The organism is Tigheibacillus halophilus (assembly GCF_042683165.1).
GTDB lineage: Bacteria > Bacillota > Bacilli > Bacillales > Amphibacillaceae > Tigheibacillus > Tigheibacillus halophilus.
This window is the reverse complement of record NZ_JBHUIZ010000019.1, coordinates 1-2903: the sequence shown is the minus strand read 5'-3', so window position 1 is coordinate 2903 and position 2903 is coordinate 1. Positions and strand designations below refer to the sequence as shown.

4 protein-coding genes are annotated in these 2903 nt (G+C 40.1%); 3 read left to right on the top strand and 1 reads right to left on the bottom strand.

The features are described 5' to 3' along the window. A partial coding sequence (locus tag ACFSMW_RS20325) for a phage distal tail protein (protein WP_390358151.1) occupies positions 1–928 on the top strand: 928 nt, incomplete at its 5' end. Between the two features lie 39 nt (positions 929–967). Here the strand turns inward: ACFSMW_RS20325 and ACFSMW_RS20320 are convergent. Continuing rightward, positions 968–1594: a hypothetical protein gene (locus ACFSMW_RS20320; RefSeq protein WP_390358150.1), complete on the bottom strand. Its 627-nt coding sequence runs from the start codon at positions 1592–1594 to the stop codon at positions 968–970. 69 nt (positions 1595–1663) lie between these two features. Between ACFSMW_RS20320 and ACFSMW_RS20315 the strand changes: the two genes are divergently transcribed. Both ACFSMW_RS20315 and ACFSMW_RS20310 read left to right on the top strand, forming a co-directional pair. Further along, positions 1664–1798, top strand: coding sequence for a hypothetical protein (locus ACFSMW_RS20315; RefSeq protein WP_390358149.1), 135 nt, complete (start codon positions 1664–1666; stop codon positions 1796–1798). A gap of 76 nt (positions 1799–1874) precedes the next feature. Continuing rightward, a partial coding sequence (locus tag ACFSMW_RS20310; protein ID WP_390358148.1) for a phage tail spike protein occupies positions 1875–2903 on the top strand: 1029 nt, incomplete at its 3' end.

Here is a 2903-nt window from a genome sequence, read left to right as displayed (position 1 = left end):
CATGGTACAGAACGACTTGGATGAGTACATGCTGATTGGTGAGCCTACGGATGTAGATACGGAAGTGGTGGACGAAAAAACAACTATTTTTGATGAAGTAGGAGACACGCTAGATTCTTGGGACGAAACGAGCGCTTCGCAAGGTAGTTTTATAAGAGGCAGCCGTGGAATACAAGTACAATCCTACGGTACAGGTGATGCGTGGCATGGCCCAGGTCTTATGAAAACATTAACCACGCCAATACAGGATTTTGAATTGGAATTTTTTATCAACGTCCGTACAGAACGTGTGGACATGCCTTTCCGTCTTTCTACCAATTTCTATGACGAACAGATGAATGAAATTGGTATGTTGCGGGTATGGGATAAGTCGCCAAAACGAATGCAGAAAAATGCAGAGGGAAGAATTGGCGAATATCTTAGCCAGTATGAAAACTATCTTATCAGTGACCGTAACTATCACATACCTGATCAGCGTGTTTGGAGTGGTATCTTACGTGTCACAAGGGAAGGAAATACAATCACCATGTATGTGGCCCGTATCTCGCAAGCGGGGAATCATATTGAGAGTATCCGGCAGGTTTATGTGGATAATGCAAAGGAATATGCCGGAAAGCTGAAATACGTGCGCATTGATGCTGCTAAATATGGTGAATTCGACAAACCGAATGAAGCTGGTATCAATCGGGTGAAGTTAAGCAGTTTGAAAAGAGCTACCATTGATCAAACGCCATATATTGCAAGACCAGGTGATACCATTACATTTGACCATAAAAATGAAGAGATACTGATTAATGGTGAGGACCGCAAAGATTTGAAAGACTTTGGCGGATCCTTTTTTAAATTGCATAAAGGATTTAATCAGCTGGTGCTGCATCCGGATGACAGCCTGCAGGGCGAAGCGGCATACAGGAAACGGTATAGGTAACAAAAAATCCTATCCTTTAGGTGAAGGATAGGATTAGTTTTATACAACAATAATGTCACTAAACTCTTCTTTCAAAGTTTGAAGCACCTCGTACCCGATTTGTCTAATGCTGGCTAAGTGTGGATCTGAAACTGGAGATTGTTTACCGTCAGTAACTTGTACCCAACCCATTGTGTTTTTCCTGTTCAATTCTGCATATGCTCTATCTAATTGGGGATCTACGTGGGCACCGCCGTCTTTATTTGAGCTGCTAAGGATTAAGTCTTTTCTAGTAAGTTTATTTTTATTGTTGTCAACAAGCACGATATCCTCAGCCCACCATTTTTTAAAGGTGTTCCATCTTTTTCCGCTTGGTCCGTCATCTAAAAAGGGATGATATACCTGGCCACCCGGTCCAGTTCGTATACCAATCAGCCCCATATGTGTTAATAAATTGGCTGGATTATACACAAAAGAAGTATTGCAGTAGTAGATGCTTTTTCTGTTCAGTTGTTTTAGCAGTGAAATAGATTTTTTGGTATCGTGAACAAGAACGCGTATTGTTGTTGCTATTCTTTTTGCTTCACCAGTAAATCCTTTATCGTAGGAATCACATGAAGTTTTAAGAAATTGAACTTGCTCTTGTAAATGATGAATATAATCTTCTTTTTCCAGTTTTACCTTCATTTTTATTAACCTCCCTTTTATGGGTTAATTTTATATCAAAATAAGATATATGAGAAGGTGGGGGATGAAATGGCAAATGAAAAGTGGAAAATACTAAGGGACTTTATTGAAAATGAGCTAATTGAAGCACAGGAAAATTATGAATCGATATTGGAGAAGCAACTTGAAATAATCTTGGAATATATGGATGAGTTAGATAAATAAACAATAAACATACAACCCTTTGAAGAGCACGCATGCCATTGTGTGTTTTTTTATTTGTTAAAAAAGAGGTGAAGACATGATACACGTCACAGACGGTCAGTCTGATAAGATACTGGACTTTATCACATATAAAAACATCATTGACGACAATCACCGTCAATCTTTAAAAGATAACCTGGAAACATATGAAATGCGTGTGCGTGGTGATAAACCCTATAACGAACACCTTGGAAAGCATAACCGTGTCATCATTCCTGCAGAGGACAATGGGTACAAGGAATTTGTCATTACAGAATTCGAAAAGTACCGAGATACGGAAGGATTGAAATCGGAGGTATATGCATCTGCAAGTTACCTACTGCTGAAAAAAGCAAAGGTGATCAATCCACAGTCGTTTAAAGACCAGACGCCTTCCTTGGCAGTTAGTCATGCGACAAATGGAACGGAATGGGTGCCAGGCATTATCGAAGGTAAAGGCACTCGTTCCTTTAACATAGAAAAACATACTAATCCATATGCTTTTTTAAAGACCATTGCGAAAGAGTTTGAACTTGAGTTGAATTTCCGTACGGAGACGGACGGGAAACGCGTAATAGGTCGCTATGTGGATTTGTTGGAGCGTATAGGTCAATGGCGCGGAAGAGAGGTTGAATTTGGTAAGGATTTAATTGGTATTCGCCGTAATGAAAAAACGGATAACCTCTACACAGCACTGATCGGCTTAGGTCCAGAAAAAGAAGATGGGACACGCTTAGAAGTGTTTGTTGAAGATAAAGAAGCGCTGCAGCGTTGGGGCAGACCAGATCCAATCACAGGTGAATTGCAGCATCTAATTGATGTGTATGAGCCGCAATCAAGTGACGATAGTATGTCTATTACCAAGTTGGAGCAGTACACCAGGACAGAATTAAACAAGCGTATCGGTGAGGTAGTGGAATATGAATCCACCATAGCTGACTTAGAAAATGTTCCTGGCATGGAAAATAAAAAAATCCGTTTCGGCGATACAATCAAGATAAAGGATACGAAATTCAACCCACCATTGTATCTTGAGGCTAGGGTCCATACGCAAGATCGTAGCATCGTCGATAAGTCGAAAAAGCAA